The 15,997-nt window shown below is 63.9% G+C and carries 19 protein-coding genes; 4 read left to right on the top strand and 15 right to left on the bottom strand.

The window, feature by feature from the left end; translation table 11 throughout:
• Positions 1 to 93: 93 nt before the first annotated feature.
• From C7451_RS01145 to C7451_RS01115, 7 genes are read right to left on the bottom strand one after another with little or no spacing between them, the layout of a single operon-like run.
• Positions 94 to 1,083, bottom strand: a complete 990-nt coding sequence (locus tag C7451_RS01145; protein WP_110297135.1) for an NAD-dependent epimerase/dehydratase family protein — start codon at positions 1,081 to 1,083, stop codon at positions 94 to 96.
• Positions 1,080 to 1,766 (bottom strand): glutathione S-transferase family protein, encoded by a 687-nt coding sequence (locus C7451_RS01140; RefSeq protein ID WP_110297134.1) that lies wholly within the window; start codon positions 1,764 to 1,766, stop codon positions 1,080 to 1,082. The genes C7451_RS01145 and C7451_RS01140 overlap by 4 nt, the downstream gene beginning before the upstream one ends.
• Entirely contained in the window at positions 1,766 to 2,671 is a 906-nt protein-coding gene (locus C7451_RS01135; protein WP_110297133.1) for an alpha/beta hydrolase, read from the bottom strand. Before C7451_RS01135 ends, C7451_RS01140 begins: the two co-directional genes overlap by 1 nt.
• A gap of 7 nt (positions 2,672 to 2,678) precedes the next feature.
• Complete coding sequence (locus tag C7451_RS01130) at positions 2,679 to 3,329, bottom strand: 3-oxoacid CoA-transferase subunit B (RefSeq protein ID WP_110297132.1); 651 nt, start codon at positions 3,327 to 3,329, stop codon at positions 2,679 to 2,681.
• Positions 3,329 to 3,781: a hypothetical protein gene (locus C7451_RS01125; RefSeq protein WP_208625111.1), complete on the bottom strand. Its 453-nt coding sequence runs from the start codon at positions 3,779 to 3,781 to the stop codon at positions 3,329 to 3,331. Before C7451_RS01125 ends, C7451_RS01130 begins: the two co-directional genes overlap by 1 nt.
• A complete protein-coding gene (locus C7451_RS01120) occupies positions 3,778 to 4,671 on the bottom strand; it encodes an HAD family acid phosphatase (protein WP_110297131.1) in 894 nt (297 codons plus the stop codon). Before C7451_RS01120 ends, C7451_RS01125 begins: the two co-directional genes overlap by 4 nt.
• A gap of 2 nt (positions 4,672 to 4,673) precedes the next feature.
• On the bottom strand, positions 4,674 to 5,381 hold the full coding sequence (locus C7451_RS01115) for a CoA transferase subunit A (protein ID WP_110297130.1): 708 nt from the start codon (positions 5,379 to 5,381) through the stop codon (positions 4,674 to 4,676).
• Between the two features lie 183 nt (positions 5,382 to 5,564).
• Between C7451_RS01115 and C7451_RS01110 the strand changes: the two genes are divergently transcribed.
• Positions 5,565 to 6,383: a universal stress protein gene (locus tag C7451_RS01110; protein WP_110297129.1), complete on the top strand. Its 819-nt coding sequence runs from the start codon at positions 5,565 to 5,567 to the stop codon at positions 6,381 to 6,383.
• 27 nt (positions 6,384 to 6,410) lie between these two features.
• Here the strand turns inward: C7451_RS01110 and C7451_RS01105 are convergent, their stop codons facing one another.
• Positions 6,411 to 8,558 carry a TonB-dependent receptor gene (locus tag C7451_RS01105; RefSeq protein WP_244181474.1) on the bottom strand — a complete coding sequence of 716 codons (2,148 nt, stop codon included), beginning with the start codon at positions 8,556 to 8,558 and terminating at the stop codon, positions 6,411 to 6,413.
• A 255-nt stretch (positions 8,559 to 8,813) separates the two neighbouring features.
• Between C7451_RS01105 and C7451_RS01100 the strand changes: the two genes are divergently transcribed.
• The gene (locus tag C7451_RS01100; RefSeq protein ID WP_167398387.1) at positions 8,814 to 9,863 is read left to right on the top strand and encodes an alpha/beta fold hydrolase; all 1,050 of its coding nucleotides are present in this window, start codon (positions 8,814 to 8,816) and stop codon (positions 9,861 to 9,863) included.
• A gap of 1 nt (position 9,864) precedes the next feature.
• On the top strand, positions 9,865 to 10,620 hold the full coding sequence (locus C7451_RS01095) for a ParA family protein (protein WP_110297127.1): 756 nt from the start codon (positions 9,865 to 9,867) through the stop codon (positions 10,618 to 10,620).
• Here C7451_RS01095 and C7451_RS20365 read toward each other — a convergent pair.
• Genes C7451_RS20365 through ispG form a run of 6 tightly spaced genes read right to left on the bottom strand, consistent with a single transcriptional unit; the run spans position 10,602 to position 13,483 of the window.
• Positions 10,602 to 10,733 carry a hypothetical protein gene (locus C7451_RS20365; protein ID WP_279629479.1) on the bottom strand — a complete coding sequence of 44 codons (132 nt, stop codon included), beginning with the start codon at positions 10,731 to 10,733 and terminating at the stop codon, positions 10,602 to 10,604. The two genes, C7451_RS01095 and C7451_RS20365, sit on opposite strands and share 19 nt — an antisense overlap.
• Positions 10,734 to 10,785: 52 nt before the next feature.
• The gene (locus C7451_RS01090) at positions 10,786 to 11,166 is read right to left on the bottom strand and encodes a type II toxin-antitoxin system VapC family toxin (RefSeq protein ID WP_110297126.1); all 381 of its coding nucleotides are present in this window, start codon (positions 11,164 to 11,166) and stop codon (positions 10,786 to 10,788) included.
• A complete protein-coding gene (locus tag C7451_RS01085) occupies positions 11,163 to 11,453 on the bottom strand; it encodes an AbrB/MazE/SpoVT family DNA-binding domain-containing protein (protein WP_110297125.1) in 291 nt (96 codons plus the stop codon). Before C7451_RS01085 ends, C7451_RS01090 begins: the two co-directional genes overlap by 4 nt.
• A 60-nt stretch (positions 11,454 to 11,513) precedes the next feature.
• Complete coding sequence (locus C7451_RS01080; protein ID WP_110297410.1) at positions 11,514 to 11,993, bottom strand: GNAT family N-acetyltransferase; 480 nt, start codon at positions 11,991 to 11,993, stop codon at positions 11,514 to 11,516.
• A gap of 11 nt (positions 11,994 to 12,004) precedes the next feature.
• Positions 12,005 to 12,328, bottom strand: a complete 324-nt coding sequence (locus tag C7451_RS01075) for a DMT family transporter (RefSeq protein WP_110297124.1) — start codon at positions 12,326 to 12,328, stop codon at positions 12,005 to 12,007.
• Positions 12,329 to 12,331: 3 nt separating this feature from the next.
• Complete coding sequence (gene ispG, locus C7451_RS01070) at positions 12,332 to 13,483, bottom strand: flavodoxin-dependent (E)-4-hydroxy-3-methylbut-2-enyl-diphosphate synthase (RefSeq protein WP_110297123.1); 1,152 nt, start codon at positions 13,481 to 13,483, stop codon at positions 12,332 to 12,334.
• A gap of 91 nt (positions 13,484 to 13,574) precedes the next feature.
• Between ispG and C7451_RS01065 the strand changes: the two genes are divergently transcribed.
• Positions 13,575 to 14,996 carry a M20/M25/M40 family metallo-hydrolase gene (locus tag C7451_RS01065; RefSeq protein ID WP_110297409.1) on the top strand — a complete coding sequence of 474 codons (1,422 nt, stop codon included), beginning with the start codon at positions 13,575 to 13,577 and terminating at the stop codon, positions 14,994 to 14,996.
• A gap of 13 nt (positions 14,997 to 15,009) precedes the next feature.
• Here the strand turns inward: C7451_RS01065 and egtD are convergent, their stop codons facing one another.
• A complete protein-coding gene (gene egtD, locus C7451_RS01060; protein WP_110297122.1) occupies positions 15,010 to 15,993 on the bottom strand; it encodes an L-histidine N(alpha)-methyltransferase in 984 nt (327 codons plus the stop codon).
• Positions 15,994 to 15,997 lie beyond the last annotated feature (4 nt).

The following is a 15,997-nucleotide window of genomic DNA, read 5'->3' as shown; positions in this document are numbered from 1 at the left end:
CATCTCGGCCACTTTACCCGTTGTGCCCTGTAAAATGCTTAAGCACAAGCCAGCGACGATTCGGCTGGTCGCCGCAGCGCGTCAGACTGGCGGCTAAACCGGCTCTGCCCCTGCCGCGACGATGGGGGAGACATAGCTCGGGTCGTGCTGGAAGGGCAGCGGACCAAAAGATCGCAGCGCGTGCAGGATCGCGGCAAAATCGATGGCAGGCCTGAAGCCCAGAAGCCGCTCGGCCCTGGCGGGATCGTACACCCGGTCGATCACCTGCGGCAGCTGCCAGCCGTGTTGCGCATAGAGCTCTGCCGCATCCGGATGATAGCGCGCAATGACGGCGGCCGCGTCCTGCACCAGCGCGGCTGCATCATCACGCTCGAACGGCGGCGGGGCGGAAAGCACGAAGGTCTGGAAGCCCAATCCCGCCGGTGCATGCAGCGCAGCGATATGCGCGCGCGCCGCATCTTCGACCGTCAGCCGCCGGTTGAGAAACTCGTTCGCCTTGAGGTTAGGGCCGGGCAGCGAGCCGTCGGTATCGTCATCCTCGGGAAAGAACCGTCCGGTGCGCATCACCAGTGTCTCGATGCCATGCAGGTCGGCATGGAGCCGGCACAGATCCTCCGCTGCCAGCTTGGTGACGCCATAGATATTGCGCGGACGCAATGGCCCGAAATCCTCGTCGAGCCAGAAAGCCGCACGCGCACCGCCAGCCGCTCCGGCACGGACATCGGCGCGGATCATCAGCGATGTGGTCGAGGTGAAGATGAAGCGCTTGTGCCCCGCCGCAACCGCCGCTTCGAGCAGGTTGAGCGTACCGGTGACATTGACATCAACGAAGCTCTGCGCGGGATAGCGCACGATATCGGGCTTGTGCAGTGCGCCTGAATGGATGACGCAACTGGGCTGGTGATCGGCAAAGGCGCGCTCGATACTGGCGCGATCAGCGACCGATGCGATGATATCGGTATCGGCGTCGGCGACGACATCGAGCCCGATGACCTTGTGCCCCGCTTCGCGCAGCATCGGGGCCAGAAAGCGTCCGAGCCAGCCCGATGCCCCGGTGAGCAGGACACGATGCGGCTGGCTCATGCGGCGCGATGATCCTCGCGGATCGTTGCGACGCCTGCGATTTCGTCCTCATGCGCATCGTCGCGCCAGGTTTCGGCCAGCGCCTGCGCCTCCCAGTCGAGCATTGCCGGATGCGCGAGGATGCGCTCGACCCAGGCCTGCGCCTTGGGTCCGATCTTGAGGTCGAAGCTGCGAACGCGATAAGCAACCGGCGCGAAGAACGCATCGACAGCCGTGAAGCTCTCACCCGCCAGCCAGGGGCCGCCGAACCGGTCCAGCCCTTCGGCAAACAGTTCCGCGATCCGGTCGATATCATTCTGCAGCGCAGGCGGTACCGCGATCAATTCTGCGCGCACACCCACGCTCATCGGGCAGATATTGCGCAGGGGCGAAAAGCCCGAATGCATCTCCGCCGCCGCACAGCGCGCCCAGGCGCGCGCGTTCCGATCGGCTGGCCAGACGCCCGGATGCCGTTCGGCGAGATATTCGACGATCGCCAGCGAATCCCAGACAACCACATCACCATCGTGCAGACACGGCACCTTGCCGTTGGGGGCGAAGCCGCGGAATTCCTCGGAATTGTCGGGCCCGGCGAACGGAACCAGCCGGTCCTCGAACGGAATGTCGAGCGCCTTCATCAGCAGCCAGGGACGCAGCGACCAGCTCGAATAATTCCGGTTGGCGGTGAAGAGAGTGTAACTCATCAATCCTGCTCCTTGCCCAGATGGCGATTCAGGAACGCGATGCTGTCTTGCAGTACCGGACCCTTGCTGCGGAACGGGACCGAAAGGGCCATCACCACCTCTTCATGGTCAAGCCCGCGATAGTTGATCAGCTCCGCCGGCGCGCCCAGCGACTTGAGCCGCCTGCTCAGGTTGATCGCGTTGCGGGGACGCACAGTTTCGTCCCTGGTGCTGGTCACCAACAGCATCGGCGGCGCATCGGCGCGCGCCTGCTCGATCGGCTGGGTCACCTTGGAGTCCGGATATTGCGCCATCGCATCGATCGAACGCCTGGTGGTGAAGGGATGGAAATCATACGGCCCGCTCAGGCCCACCACCGCCTTGACGATGCCCGGATCGACATCGGCGGCCTTGAGCCAGCGCGGATCGAGCGCAAGCAGCACCGCCGTATGCGCGCCCGCCGAATGCCCGGAAAAGGCGATGCGCTGCGGATCGCCGCCATAGCGCGCGATATTGTCGCGCACCCAGGCGACGGCTTCCGCCCCGTCCTGGACGAACGCAGGGAAGCGGACCTCCGGCACCTTGCGGTAATCAGGAATGACGACGACAAAGCCCTGGCGCGCAAGGGCGCGTCCGGCAAAGGCATAGTCCGCTCTCGCGCCCTTCACCCAGCCCCCGCCATGCCAGAAGATCAGTACCGGGCGCTTGTCGTCGTTCGATGCGCCTTCGGCACGCCAGACATCGAGCGTCTGCCCATGGCTGCCGAAGCGCACGCCCTGCGTTACCAGCCGTGCACCCTTGCCTCCGCCCATCACGGCATCGAGCTGGCTCAGCAGCAGCGGCGGCGAAGTCGTCGCGGCGACAAGGCCCAGCCCTGCCACCGCTGCGAACACCACGCCAAGGCCCAGCTTTGTGCCGCGCTTCATGCGAGGCTCAGCTGACGTAATGCGCGGTGGTCTTGGAGGCGACCTCGTCTGCGGTGACGCCAGGGGCCAGTTCGATCAGCCTGAAAGGGCTGTCATGGTCGGGCCGCTGGAACACCGCCAGATCGGTGATGATCATGTCGACCACGTTCTTGCCGGTGAGCGGCAGCGTGCAGGCCGGGATGAACTTGGGGTCGCCGTTCTTGCTGGTATGTTCCATCACCACGATGATCTTCTTGACGCCTGCGACCAGATCCATCGCGCCGCCCATGCCCTTGATCATCTTGCCGGGGATCATCCAGTTGGCGATGTCGCCGTTCTGTGCGACCTCCATCGCGCCGAGCACGGTGAGATCGATATGCCCGCCGCGGATCATCGCGAAACTGTCCGACGAGCTGAAATAGCTCGACGAGGCAAGCTCGCTGATCGTCTGCTTGCCCGCATTGATAAGGTCCGCATCCTCCTCGCCATCGAGCGGGAACGGGCCGATGCCGAGCATGCCGTTTTCCGACTGCAGCGTCACTTCGATGCCTTGCGGAACATGGTTGGCAACCAGGGTCGGGATGCCGATGCCCAGGTTGACATAATAGCCGTCCTTGAGTTCCTTTGCGGCGCGCGCCGCCATCTCGTCACGGGTCCAGCCTTTGGTTTCCTGGGGCATTACAGGGCTTCCTTCTTTGAAAGAGCTGGCCACACCGCCCAGGTGCCGACGGCATAAACTAGGCCGTAGACCAGCACGATGAGCGAGGACCAGATGTTAAAGGGGGTACGCGCGGGAGGTTCGATCAGGATCGGAATGATTAACAGGCCCCGCGCCAGATAGATCGCGCTGATCAGCACCAGGGCGGTACGCATCAGCGGCAGTTTCGGCAAACGCCCTGCTCCGGCAAAGGCGTACCAGGCCCAGATCGCGAGGACAGTAGCAATCCCGATGGTCAGCAACGCAGGTTGCCAGAGCCCGCGCTCTGCCATCCGCGCCATGTCTTCGCCCGCGCCGAAAAAACGGTACCAGTCGGGGCCACCGGCAATGACGACCAGATGCAACAAGGCCGCGCACAGGCTGAGACAGCCGCCGATAACCAGCCAGCGATTGCCCTGGCCTTGCCGGATCACGGCTGCGGCTGCCAGTGTGTTTCGGGCGGGAAGATGTCGTCGAAGCCCCCCCGAATCGACGGACCGTAGACCGGGTTGGCGAACAGGAACCAGCCCTGTCCCCAGAGCCTGTCATAAGGCGCGGCCATGGCGAGTGCGCGCCGCTGGAGCGGGGGCAGCTCGGGCTTGTTGAAGCCGTTGCGGAAATCGCCGAGCTGGTCGCCCGCCATCGCGATGACGCACCAGCGCGCGGCGATGGTCGCGCGGCGCTGGTCCTTGCTGGAGCCCGTGGCATCGTCGCCCATCAGGAACAGCGTGTCGCCATGCTTGAAATTGCCGAGACCGGCGGCGGCAAGCGTGTCCTCGCTCCCCTTGGCATTGGCGGAAGAGCGGTTGGTATTGGCGATCGGGGTGATGCCCGCCGCACGCAGCGCCTGCATCGCCTCGACCGCGCCGGGCATCGCCACGGCCTTGCCGGTGCCGGTCTTTTCCCACTGGCCCCAGGTCTTCGCATCGAATTCCTTGCCGGTCATCGCGAACCAGCGCATCGGGCCGATATTCCAGATCAGCGTTTCGTCGGCATCGAACACGGCGGCGAGCGGTTTGTTGCCGCACGCGAACGGCTTGCCGGTCGTCTCGTCGATGATGACGCTGTCGGCGGGCCGCGCCTTGGCCTTGGCGAGCGCATAGGCGGTGAGCGTGCCATATGTCTGGCGCACCGCGATCGCGCCTTCGGCCGAACCGTAAAGCCATTGCTGGCCCATCGGCACCGGCGGGACCATCACGGCTTGCGCCGGAGCAGCGGGCAGCGGAGGTGCGGCGGGCGCCTCGACGATCGTGGTGGTGCAGGCCGAAAGCGCCAATGCGGCCAGGGCTGCGCCGGCCTTGCCAGCACCGTTGGCCTTTCGCATTCTCACGCTTCGGCCCGTTCGCGCACGGTGCGGAATTCGATCTTCTTGTCGTACGGCGCGCCGCAGATCAGGCGCTTCACATAGATGCCGGGCAAATGGATGGCATCGGGATCAAGGCTGCCGGTCTCGACAATCTCCTCGACCTCGGCGACGCAGATCTTGCCTGCGGTCGCCATCGGCTGGTTGAAGTTGCGCGCGGTCTTGCGGAAGATCAGGTTGCCCGATTTATCGGCCTTCCAGCCCTTGATGATGCACAGATCGGCGTAGATGCCGCGCTCCAGTATATAGGTCTGGCCGTCGAACTCCTTGTGCTCCTTGCCCTCGGCGACCTGGGTGCCAACGCCGGTCCTGGTGTAGAAGCCGGGAATGCCCGCACCGCCCGCGCGGCAGCGTTCAGCGAGCGTGCCCTGTGGGCAGAATTCGACCTCGAGTTCGCCTGCCAGATACTGCCGTTCGAACTCCTTGTTCTCGCCGACATAGCTCGAGATCATCTTCTTGACCTGGCGGGTGCGCAGCAGCTTGCCCAGTCCCTCGCCGTCGATCCCGGCATTGTTGGAGGCGATAGTGAGGTCCCTGGTTCCGGCATCGCGGATCGCGTCGATCAGCCGCTCGGGGATCCCGCACAGGCCGAAGCCGCCCGCGCAAATCTGCATCCCGTCGAACAGCAGACCTTCCAGAGCGGATGCGGCATCGGGATAGATTTTCTGCATGACGGATATCTCCCAGTCAAAAGGGTCTCAGATCGGCTGCCGAATGGCAGGATTGCGTGATTCGTGCGCCCAGCCACGCCCTAGCGGCAAGGCCCGGGCTTTTCCAGCGTCGCTTGATTTGAATCAATGCACTTGCCTTCGCTTTCGGCGTAACTTGGTTACGTCAAAAGAGGAGAGCGCGTGATGAAATCCATTCTGGTTTATGCCGATGGCGGCAAGGCATTCGAATCCCGCTTGCAGGTTGCGCTGGATCTGGCGCGATCGCAGGGCGGCCATATCACCTTTCTGCAGGCGACCCCCTTGTCCGGCTTCATCGTGATGGACCCGATGGGGGGCAGTTATGTGCCCGCAGGCATGCTGGAGCAACTGCGCGCCGATGAGGACAAGGTGCGCGCGATCGTCGAGGCGCAGATGAACATCGAAGGCCTTCCCTGGGACTGGACGGCCTATGACGGCGACGTCACCCAGGCGGTGATCAGCGCTTCGCGCCTTGCCGATGTCATCGTGCTGTCGCTCGACAATTCCGAGCGGAACGTGCGGCCGCACCCGCTGCTCTCGATCGCCGATGTCGCGGTGGAGACGCGCTGTCCAGTGCTGGCCGTGCCGACGACGCTCAAGTCACTGCATACCGGCGGCAAGATTCTGATCGCCTGGGACGGCAGCCATGAAGCGGCCAATGCCGTCCGCCAGGCGCTGCCGCTGCTGAAGAACGCGGAATCGGTGCATCTGGTGACAGTCGTTGAACCGAAGAAATCGGGTGGCTTTCCTTCGACCGAGGCATGCGAATATCTCTCCCGCCATGGTGTCTGCAGCGAGCTGATCGAACGCGAGCGCGGCCTGCTCTCGATCGAGGAGATCATCGAGAATGTCGCAGGCGAGATCGGCGCGGACCTGCTCGTGATGGGCGCATTCGGGCACAGCCGCCTGCGCGAGGTGCTGCTCGGCGGCGTGACGCGCTATTTCCTGAAGGATTCGAACATCCCGCTGCTGCTGGCGCATTGATGCGCCAGCCAGCCGCCGCCGCGCGCGTCAGAAGCGCGCGCGGACGGTAAAGCGCGCGTTGATCGGCTCGCCGGTGGTGATGTTGTTGTCATTGTGCGAGGCGGGAAAATAGCGCGTGTCGAACAGGTTCTCGACGTTCAGCTGCGCCTCGATCCGGTCGGTCAGCTTGAGGAACAGTGCAGCATCGACGCGGGTAAAGGCCGGCATGCGGACCGTGTTCGAGATGCTGGCAAACTGGCTCGCCTGGTGGGTGACGCCCAGGCCGATGCCGAGCCGATCGTCGATATCATAGCGGTTCCACAGGCTCGCCATATGGCGCGGCACCTGGCCGATCGAGCGGTTGGCGAGCGCACCTGCAACGACGCGGCCACGCTCGTCTGCATCGAGATAGCTATAGCCTGCGTTGATCTGCCAGCCGGGAAGGATCTGGCCGGTGAATTGCGCCTCGAAGCCGCGCGTGCGGCTGCCGGTCAGGATCGAATTGGCCGGATTGGCCGGATCGACGACCACGCCATTCTCACGGTCGAGCTGGAAGATCGCGGCCGAGACCCGCAGATTCTCAGCAATGTCCCATTTCGCCCCGAATTCGTAATTGTCGAACGCTTCGGGCGCGAGCGTTGCCTGAGCCGGGGTGAGGGAAAGGAACTGGTCGCCCGAGCGCGGCAGGAAGGTCTTGGTATAGCTCGCATAGAGGGACATGGCTTCCATCGGCTTGAAGATCAGGCCGAGCCGAGGTGACCATTCACTGTCGGTGCGCGAAAGCAGCCGGTTGGCGACAATGTCATTCACGTCGATCTCGAACCGGTCGTAGCGCGCGCCGAGCACGATATCGAAATGATCGCCGATGCCGATCTGGTCCTGCAGATAGACCGAGGCGACGTTCACCTGCGAACGCGTATTGCGGTTGTTCACCGGGAAAGTGATCGCCGGGACAACCAGGGGATCGGTAAAGGTAAAGGTTACGATGTTGCTGCCGCTGGCCGCGAAGCGACCGTTCTGCCGTTGGTTGGCCGATTGCTGGTCGCCATATTCGAAGCCGGCGAGCAGCGTGTGGCTGAGCAGGCCGGTCTGGCCGGTCCAGACCAGGTTGCCCTGCACGAACACATTCTCGCGCTGCTGCGCGTCGCGATAGGAATCGAGGGTAACACGGCCAGCCGCCAGATTGCTCGCGGCCGCAAAAACGTTGGTATAGGCCTTGTCGTAATCGGCATATTGCACCGTCAGGTCGGCGCGCAGACTGTCGGTAAAGCCGTGCTCCAACCGTCCGCGCAATATATGCGCCGTCAGCGTCGTGGTATTGAGCTGGGGCGAGCCGAAAAAGGTGCGATAGAAGCCGCGCACCGGCCGCGCCGGATCGGCGATGGTGCCGCCGGTGGTCGAAGGAATGCCGCGATCGACGATTCGGTCGTCGTCGACATATTCGTAGGAGAATAGCAGCCGGGTCATTTCCCCCAGCGCAGCGCCGATGGTCGGGTTGATGGCGATACGGTTGCCACCGAAGAAATCGCGATGATTGTCGAATTCCTCGTACATCGCATTGAGGCGCAAACCGGCGGCGCTGCCGAGCGCGGCATTGATATCGCTGGTCAGCGCAAAGGCGCCGAACGTATCGACCGAGGCCGACCCGGCGATGAACGTCTCGCCCAGAACCGGGGTCTTGGTGACGCGATTGACCACGCCGCCGCCACCCCCGCGTCCGAACAGCAGGGCGTTCGAGCCTTTCAGAACCTCAACACGCTCCAGATTGTAGAGAGGACGATAATATTGCACGTCATCGCGGATGCCATCGACGAAAAAGTCGGCGGTGGTGTCCTGGCCACGTATCGAGATCTGGTCGCGATGCCCCTCGCCCTGGTTCGACGAGACGCCGGGCGTGTAGCGCAGCACGTCGGCAAGATCCTGCAGCGCCTGATCCTCGATCTGTTCGCGGGTATAGACCGAAATTGCCTGCGGGATATCGACCAGCGGCGTCGGAGTCTTGGCGGCACGCACGATATCGAGCGCGAGATAGCCCTCGTTGCGCCCAGTCACGATGATCTCGCGCTGATCGTCGACCTCAGCTTCAGCCTCGGCTTCTTCTGCAGCAGCGGCCCAGGCCGGCCCGGTCAGGCTGACCATGACCATGGCAGCAAAGCTCGCACCAGCAGTCCAGCGCAAGGTCACAGGCATTCCCATCTTGATAACTCCACTATCGGCATTTGCGGTCGCAGCCCAGCCTTGGCGTGGGCAATTAATGCGAGGCGTTATCACCTGCAACTTGCAAATGATCATACGCCGCAATTTCGGCTGGCGTGACAAATGGGCAACAATGGTGGTCATCCAGCGTCTGGCTCGAGAGCAATTTTGCTTGCGGGCGGCGATGAGCGGTGCAGTAATGCCTTGCCGGGCAAAGATGCGAAAAGCGCCGGTCGAGGTGGAGATGGAACCGGAATGCTGAAAGTCCTGAAATGGTTGTTCATTCTGTTGATTGTCGCGATCGCCGGGGTTGCGATCTGGGGCTATGCGCCGGATATCGAGCCGAGCGAGTTGCAAGCGCAATATGGCCAGCCGCCCTCCCGCTTCATTGAATTGCCCAATGGCCAGAGCGTGCATATCCGCGACGAAGGCCCGCGCGATGCACCGGCGATCCTTCTGATCCATGGTTCCAACGCTTCGCTGCACACCTGGCAGGGCTGGGTCGACGATCTGAAACGCGATTATCGGGTGGTCCGCTACGACCAGCCCGGCCACGGCCTCACCGGGGCGCAGATCAAGGGCGACTACAGCACCGAGGCTTTCCGCGACACGGGGGCCGAAGTCATGAACGCGCTGGGCATCAACCGCTATGTCGTCGCGGGCAATTCCATGGGCGGCTGGGTCGCCTGGAATATCGCACTGACATATCCGCAGCGGGTCGCCGGGCTGGTGCTGGTCGACAGCTCGGGCGCACCCGAAGCCAAGCCAACGAAAATTCCGATCGGATTCCGCCTGGCGCAGAGCGCGGCCGTGCGACCCATTCTGAAGATATTCACCCCGCGCAGCATCATCGAGCAGAGCCTGCAGCAGAGCGTCGCAGACCCGTCAAAGGTGACGCCCGAAATGGTTGATCTGTACTGGAAGCTGCTCCGCCATCCAGGCAACCGCGAGGCGACCGTGGCGCGCGGCGACTTCCCCCGCAAACCGGCCGATGCTGTCGAATTTGCAGGGCTGACCATGCCCTCGCTGATCCTGTGGGGAAAGAAAGACACGCTGATCCCGCTTCCCAACGCAACCTGGTTCGCGCGCCAGCTGCCCAACGACACATTGGTCACCTATGACGATCTGGGCCATATCCCGATGGAGGAGGACCCCGAGCGGACCGTTTCCGACTTTAGGGCCTGGCTGGAAAAGGCGGGACTGAACCAGGCTGCAACAGCCACGACACAATCCGGGTCTAGCCGTGCGGCAGCGGATGTTGCCGAGGGGCCGACCAGCAATGGGGCAGCGCAACAGGAGCGGTAACATGGGGGACCGGATGCACAGCGTGGCCGTCTACAACCTGAAAGGCGGCGTGGGCAAGACGACCAGCGCGGTCAACCTGGCCTGGTGCTCGGCAGTCCTGTCCTCCCGGCGGACGCTGCTGTGGGACCTCGACCCGCAGGGCGCGGCGAGCCATCTGATCGGGGATGACAGGACGGTGAAGGATGAAGCGCGCTCCATCTTCGCGCGCGACGTCTCGCCCGAAAAGCTGGTGCGCCCGTCGCGTATTCCGGGACTCGATCTGCTCGCCGCCGATCATTCGCTGCGCGGGCTCGACCGCATGCTGTTCGAGATAGGCAAGGCCAAGCGCTTGAAAAAGCTGATCGATGGGCTGGGCAAGCATTATGACCGGATCATCCTCGACTGCCCGCCGGGCCTCAGCGAGACGTCCGACCAGGTGCTGCGCGCGGCGGACCTGGTCATCGTGCCGATCATCCCCTCGCCGCTGTCGCAACGGGCCTTTGCCGAGGTGCAGAATTATCTCGACGGCCGATCGGGTCGCCATGCACCGATGCTGCCGGTGTTCGTGATGGTCGATCGCCGGCGGGCGCTACACAAGCAGGCTCTGGAGACCTATCCCGACTGGCCGGTCATCCCGATGGCCAGTTCGGTCGAGCGCATGGCGGAAGAAAGGCTGCCGGTGGGCGCGTTCGACGCGAAAAGCCCGGCGGCTCAGGCCTATGCGAAACTGTGGCAGGGGATCGAGCGCAAGCTCGCCAGTCAGAAGGGCAGCGGATAACGCGCCAGGATCAGCGCGCTGGCACAGCCTGACACGAGCACGAAGCGTAGCACGACGGCCCAGGGGGCTTCGATCTGCGACGGACGGGCGGTAAGGGCAACTGCTTTGCGCATGGCGGCACGATGCGCCCCGATTGCTAAAATCGCGTTAATGCGGCGGCGAGCCTCAGCGGATCACACGGATGTCCACGCCGACATCCAGACCTTGCCACTGGCGGTCGGCGGTGAGCACCGGCAATCCCTCGCGCCGGGCCAGCGCCAGGCAGGCGCGGTCGCCAAGCGAGAGGCCGCGATGGCGCGTCGGCTCGCGCAATTCTGCTGCCGCCCGAGCATCGGCTGCTGTAAAGGGCAGTGTCTCGATCTTCAGCCGAGCGATCTGCCGTTCGGTGAAATCGGCATCCATGCCGCGCTCCAGGCAGCGCGTCAGAACTTCGCAATAGTTGACGTTGGAGAGTCGTCCGCCGGGCAGATTGCTGGGATCAATAACGTCAGGCGATTCTTCAAAGACGATAGCCAGCACCACTGACGCATCGAGAACGAAGCTCACGCACGCGCCCCGCGAACCGTCGTTGCTGCGCTCCGCTCCTCCTCCCGCTGCGCTTCCTTGCGGCGTTCGGCGATAAACGCATCGACGACACTGCTTCCATCCTGCGGCTTGAAGGGACGAAAGGCTTCCTGCACCTCGCGGACCACCTGCGAGTAGCTCTTGATGACGAGCGACTCGCCCTCTCGTTCGAACACCAGTCGGTCGCCATCCGCAAAACCCAGTTCGCGTCGCAATTCTGCGGGAATAACGATCTTTCCGCCTTTGATGATCTTTGCCGAATAGGTCATGCGAGGCTCCTTGGGCCCCAAGATTACCACAGGACCTAAGGTGGCTCAAGCAACCCACGATCAGCCCGCCGCCAGACGCTCCAGCGCTTCGCCCTCGATCCGCCAGGGTTCCCAGCCCTTCGAATGGTGCGCCCCGATATGGCGGTAGAATTCGCGCGCTTTCTCGTTCCAGTCGAGCACCGCCCAGTCCATCCGCGCACAGCCGCGCGCCCGGGCTTCCTTCGCCAGCGCAGTCAGCAACGCCCGCCCTGCCCCGGTCCCGCGCGCGGATTCGGCAACGAACAGGTCTTCGAGATACAGCGAGGGGCGGCCCGTCCAGGTCGAATAGGTGAGGAACCACAGCGCCAGCCCCACCGGCGCGCCATCCAGCTCGGCAATATGGGCAAAAACCTGGGCGTTCTCGCCGAACAGGGTTGCACGGAGAGAGTCCTCTGTCGCTTTCACCGCATCGGGCTCGCGCTCGTACACCGCCAGCGCGACAACCATGCGCAGGATAGCGGCTTCGTCCCCCGGCCGTGCGGGGCGGATCGTAACGGTCATTGTCGTCATTCCTAATGCTGTCCGGCAAATTTGAGGCCGACCACGCAGCCGATCAGCCCGATGACCAGTGCCAGCCGGACCAGGCCCAGAGTTTCATCCCCCGTGGCGACGCCGACGGCCAGCGTCCCGACTGCGCCAATGCCGACCCAGACGGCATAGGCTGTGCCCAGCGGGATGGCCTTGGCCGCCTTGTCGAGCAGCGTGAAGCTCAGGATCACGCAGACGATGAAGCCTGCGGTCCAGGCCATGTTACGGAACCCGTCCGCATAGCGCAGACAGGTGGTGAAGCCGACCTCGAACAGGCCGGCTGCAACCAGGGTCAGCCATGGTCCCATGGCTTATTCGGCAGCGACCGGTTCGGCCGTCCCAGCATCGCTTGCTTCGGCCTCGATCTCTGCGGCCTTGGCCTCAACCAGCCTGACGATATGGTCGACCATGTCCTCATCCTCGACCGTATGGTCGGTGATGCCGGACAGGTACACCATATGCTTGCCCTTGCCGCCGCCGGTGAGCCCGATATCGGTCTCGCGCGCCTCGCCGGGTCCGTTGACGACACAGCCCAGCACCGAAAGCGACAGCGGCGTGTTGATATGCTGCAACCGCTCCTCGAGCTTCTGCACGGTGCGGATCACGTCGAAGCCCTGGCGGGCGCAGCTGGGGCAGCTGACAATGCGGACGCCGCGCGTACGGATGCCGAGCGATTTCAGAATCTCGAAGCCGACGCGCACCTCTTCCTCGGGCTCGGCGGAGAGCGATACGCGGATGGTATCGCCGATACCGGCCCAGAGCAGGTTGCCGATGCCGATCGCGCTCTTCACCGTGCCGCCGATCAGCCCGCCCGCCTCGGTAATGCCCAGGTGCAACGGGCAATCGACCGCATCGGCGAGTTGCTGGTACGCCGCGACCGCGAGGAACACGTCGCTAGCCTTCACCGCGACCTTGAATTCGTGGAAATCATGGTCCTGCAGCAGCTTGATATGGTCGAGCGCGCTTTCGACCAATGCCTCGGGACACGGCTCGCCATATTTTTCGAGCAGGTCCTTCTCGAGACTTCCGGCATTCACCCCGATGCGGATGGCGCAGCCATTGGCCTTGGCCGCATTGACCACCTCGCGCACGCGCTCGGACGATCCGATATTGCCCGGGTTGATGCGCAGGCACGCCGCGCCCGCATCGGCGGCTTCGAGCGCGCGCTTGTAGTGGAAATGGATGTCCGCGACGATCGGCACGCGCGAGGCGCGGACGATCTGCTTCATCGCAGCGGTCGACTCGACATCGGGGCACGAGACGCGGATGATGTCGACCCCCGCCTCCTCGCAGCGGCGGATCTGGTCGATCGTCGCCTTGGCGTCAGAGGTCAGCGTATTGGTCATCGTCTGTACGCTGACCGGCGCATCGCCGCCCACCGGCACCTTGCCGACCATGATCTGGCGGCACTTGCGCCGATCGATATCGCGCCAGGGTCGCAAAGAAGGGTTGTGGGCCGACATGAATTGTTCTCCAAGAGTATGCGAACGCTATAGTCGCTTCGACCGGCTTTGGCGAGATGTGCGGGTGATAGAAAAGGGGACGCTGAACAGCATGAAAACGATGATCAAACTCGCATTGGCGACTGGCCTGGCCACGCTGGCCCTCCCGGCGCCAGCTCAGGCCCCTGCCCCGCAGCGCACGCCCAGCGAACTCGCCGCGCGCCAGCTTTATAGCGACATAATCGGCATCCGCACCGCGCGCGGCCACAAGCAGATGGGCGTGATGACCGGCTACCTGAAGGATCAGCTGCTCAAGGCAGGGTTTGCCGAAAGCGACATCACCATCACCGATTATGACAGCGAAGGCGAACCGACCCAGGGCCTGGTCGTCCGCTATGCCGCCAAGGGCAAGCCCAAGGCCGGGCCGATCGTGTTCCTCGGCCATATGGACGTGGTCGAGGCGCTGCCCGAGGATTGGGAGCGGCCTCCGTTCAAGCTGGTGGAAGAAAACGGCTATTTCTTCGGTCGCGGATCGCTCGACAACAAATATGGCGTCGCGACGCTGGCGCACAATTTCATCCGGCTGAAGAAGGAAGGCTGGGCGCCAAAGCGCGACCTTTATCTGGTGTTCTCGGGCGACGAAGAGACCGGCATGATCTCCACCCGCGCCCAGGCGAAGATGGTGGCGGAAACGATCAAGCCCGCTTTGGTGCTGAACGGCGATGCCGGGGGCGTCGCGATGACCGAGGATTTCAAGCCGGTCATGTATCAGGTGCAGGCGGGCGAGAAGACCTTCGCGACGTTCGAGCTGACCGTGACCAATCCGGGCGGCCATAGTTCGCGCCCACGCGTGGACAACGCGATCTACGAGCTTGCCCAGGCGCTCGGCAAGATCCAGGCCTATCAGTTTCCGGTCAATGCAAGCCCGCTGGTGCGGAGCTATTTCGGCGCGATGGGCAAGCTGACCCCCGGCGAGATGGGCCAGGCGATGCAGGCCTTTGCCGCCAATCCCGAAGACCCCGCACCGCGCGCCAGGCTGCTCGCCGATCCGGGCATCTCGACCCAGATGCGCACCACGTGTGTCGCGACGATGCTGCGCGGCGGCCATGCCGAAAACGCGCTGCCGCAATCGGCGACCGCCACCGTGAACTGCCGGATCATGCCAGGTGAAGGCGGCGCAGCGGCCACGCAGGCGGCGCTCGCCAAGGCGATCGGCAATGACGGCGTCAAGTTCAAGCTGATGACCGATGTCGTCGAAAGCCCCGAATCCACGCTGACTCCCGAGGTGCGCGCCGCGATCATGGCCAGCCTCGATGCGCGCTATCCGGGCCTGCCGATCGTGCCCGAGCTGTCGTCGGGCGGCACCGACGGCATGCATTATCGCGCGCTCGGCATGAACACGGTCGGCATCGGCAACGCGGCCATGCGCAGCGCGGACATTTTCGCGCATGGCCTCAACGAGCGTATCCGGGTCGAGGATTTCTACAAGGGCCTCGACCATTGGTATCTGGTGATGAAGAAGCTGGCAGGCTGATCTGCCCAGCGGTTCACGGGGCGGTCTGGAACGGGACCGCCTCGGCCAAGATCAGCGCGAACCAGTCGTCCGGATCGGTCCATTCGTGCCGCACCGTCCAGCCGCCGGCGCGCAGCAGCAGTCTTGCGTCACGCGGGCCGTATTTATGGCTGTTTTCGGTGTGGATCGTCTCGCCCTTGCGCATCGAGAAGCGTTCACCCAGCACGGTGAAGCTCAGATCCTCTTGCGCCTCAAGATGCATTTCGATCCGCGCATAGCTGTCGTTCCAGCGCGCGACATGGCGGAAGCGATCGACCGGGATCGTGCCGTCGATCTCGCGGTTGATGCGGTGAAGCAGGTTGAGGTTGAACCGCGCGGTCACGCCTTGCGCATCGTCATAGGCGGGGATCAGGATATCGGGCGACTTGATCCGGTCCATGCCGATCAGCAGCAGAGAGCCGACGCCCAGCGTCTCGCGCATCGAGCGGAGCAGGTCGAGCGAGGTCCGCGCGACCATGTTGCCGATGGTTGAACCGGGGAAGAAGCCGAGCTTGGGTTCGCCTGCCACCGCTTCGGGGAGTTGCAGCGGCCGCATGAAATCGCCTTCGAGCGGGTGAACGGCGAGACCGGAAAAATCGCGCGCAAGCGCCGCAGCCGATTCGCGCAGGAATTCGCCCGAAATGTCGATCGGCACATAGTGCTTGCCCTGTATGGCGCGCAGCAGGTGCGGGGTCTTGACCGAGGACCCCGAGCCGAACTCCACGACGGTACGTCCAGCCCCGCCCTGCTGGGCCACCTCGCCGCAATAGCGCGCGAGCAGCTCGGTTTCGGTGCGGGTGGGGTAATATTCGGGCAGGTCGGTAATCTGCTCGAACAGTTCCGATCCGGCCTTGTCGTAGAACCAGCGCGCCGGGATCGCGCGGCGAGTGTCGCGGAAGCAGGCCAACACATCGGCGCGGAACGCCGGATCGGCATCACCCTGGGCGGCTTGGGGCTTGGCTTCGGGCACGTCGATCATCGTG

It is taken from the genome of Blastomonas natatoria (assembly GCF_003201955.1).
Classification (GTDB): domain Bacteria; phylum Pseudomonadota; class Alphaproteobacteria; order Sphingomonadales; family Sphingomonadaceae; genus Blastomonas; species Blastomonas natatoria.
This window is presented reverse-complemented; position numbering and strand designations above follow the sequence as displayed.

Excerpts from the sequence above, each read along its gene's own strand:
- C7451_RS01145 (WP_110297135.1), bottom strand. The coding sequence starts at position 1,083 with ATGAGCCAGCCGCATCGTGTCCTGCTCACCGGGGCATCGGGCTGGCTC.
- C7451_RS01140 (WP_110297134.1), bottom strand. The coding sequence starts at position 1,766 with ATGAGTTACACTCTCTTCACCGCCAACCGGAATTATTCGAGCTGGTCG.
- C7451_RS01135 (WP_110297133.1), bottom strand. The coding sequence starts at position 2,671 with ATGAAGCGCGGCACAAAGCTGGGCCTTGGCGTGGTGTTCGCAGCGGTG.
- C7451_RS01130 (WP_110297132.1), bottom strand. The coding sequence starts at position 3,329 with ATGCCCCAGGAAACCAAAGGCTGGACCCGTGACGAGATGGCGGCGCGC.
- C7451_RS01120 (WP_110297131.1), bottom strand. The coding sequence starts at position 4,671 with ATGCGAAAGGCCAACGGTGCTGGCAAGGCCGGCGCAGCCCTGGCCGCA.
- C7451_RS01115 (WP_110297130.1), bottom strand. The coding sequence starts at position 5,381 with ATGCAGAAAATCTATCCCGATGCCGCATCCGCTCTGGAAGGTCTGCTG.
- C7451_RS01110 (WP_110297129.1), top strand. The coding sequence starts at position 5,565 with ATGAAATCCATTCTGGTTTATGCCGATGGCGGCAAGGCATTCGAATCC.
- C7451_RS01105 (WP_244181474.1), bottom strand. The coding sequence starts at position 8,558 with ATGGGAATGCCTGTGACCTTGCGCTGGACTGCTGGTGCGAGCTTTGCT.
- C7451_RS01100 (WP_167398387.1), top strand. The coding sequence starts at position 8,814 with ATGCTGAAAGTCCTGAAATGGTTGTTCATTCTGTTGATTGTCGCGATC.
- C7451_RS01095 (WP_110297127.1), top strand. The coding sequence starts at position 9,865 with ATGGGGGACCGGATGCACAGCGTGGCCGTCTACAACCTGAAAGGCGGC.
- C7451_RS20365 (WP_279629479.1), bottom strand. The coding sequence starts at position 10,733 with ATGCGCAAAGCAGTTGCCCTTACCGCCCGTCCGTCGCAGATCGAAGCC.
- C7451_RS01085 (WP_110297125.1), bottom strand. The coding sequence starts at position 11,453 with ATGACCTATTCGGCAAAGATCATCAAAGGCGGAAAGATCGTTATTCCC.
- C7451_RS01080 (WP_110297410.1), bottom strand. The coding sequence starts at position 11,993 with ATGACCGTTACGATCCGCCCCGCACGGCCGGGGGACGAAGCCGCTATC.
- C7451_RS01075 (WP_110297124.1), bottom strand. The coding sequence starts at position 12,328 with ATGGGACCATGGCTGACCCTGGTTGCAGCCGGCCTGTTCGAGGTCGGC.
- ispG (WP_110297123.1), bottom strand. The coding sequence starts at position 13,483 with ATGTCGGCCCACAACCCTTCTTTGCGACCCTGGCGCGATATCGATCGG.
- C7451_RS01065 (WP_110297409.1), top strand. The coding sequence starts at position 13,575 with ATGAAAACGATGATCAAACTCGCATTGGCGACTGGCCTGGCCACGCTG.
- egtD (WP_110297122.1), bottom strand. The coding sequence starts at position 15,993 with ATGATCGACGTGCCCGAAGCCAAGCCCCAAGCCGCCCAGGGTGATGCC.